This window comes from Candidatus Hydrothermales bacterium, from assembly GCA_039630235.1.
Lineage (GTDB): Bacteria > Hydrothermota > Hydrothermia > Hydrothermales > JAJRUZ01 > JBCNVI01.
The window spans coordinates 1-733 of sequence record JBCNVI010000049.1; the positions used below are offsets into that span (position 1 = coordinate 1).

1 protein-coding gene is annotated in these 733 nt (G+C 43.2%); it reads right to left on the reverse strand.

What is annotated here, in order from left to right:
- Window positions 1-733: SBBP repeat-containing protein (locus ABDH49_09225; protein MEN3047121.1), on the reverse strand; the 733-nt coding region annotated here is incomplete at both ends.

Sequence of the window (733 nt, forward strand, 5' to 3'; positions counted from 1 at the left end):
CCACGAAAACATTTCCACCTACATCTGTTGAAATTGAACGTGCATCATCATACCCACTTCCCCCATAGTAAGTAGCCCACTGCCTTACTCCTGCATTCGTGAATTTCAATATAAAAACATCTCTTCCCCCCACATAGCTTCCCTGATAATACGCCCCTCCGCCTGGATCATAGGTCGGAAAATTTGTTGAAGCAGTCTGCCCAACCACGAAAACATTTCCACCTACATCTGTTGAAATTGAACGTGCATCATCATACCCACTTCCCCCATAGTAAGTAGCCCACTGCCTTACTCCTGCATTCGTGAATTTCAATATAAAAACATCTCTTCCCCCCACATAGCTTCCCTGATAATACGCCCCTCCGCCTGGATCATAGGTCGGAAAATTTGTTGAATTAGTCCCCCCAGCCACGAAAACATTTCCGCCTCCATCTGTTGAAATTGAATATGCACTTTCACCCATACTTCCTCCATAGTAAGTAGCCCACTGCCTTACTCCTGAATTTGTGAATTTCAATATAAATGCATCAACATCCCCCGCATAGCTTCCCTGAAAATATGCACCTCCGCCTGGATTATAGGTCGGAAAATTTGTTGAATTAGTAAACCCAACAACGAAAATATTTCCGCCTCCATCTATTGAAATTGAATATGCACCATCATCCGTACTTCCTCCATAGTAAGTAGCCCACTGCCTTACTCCTGCATTCGTGAATTTCAATATAAAAACATC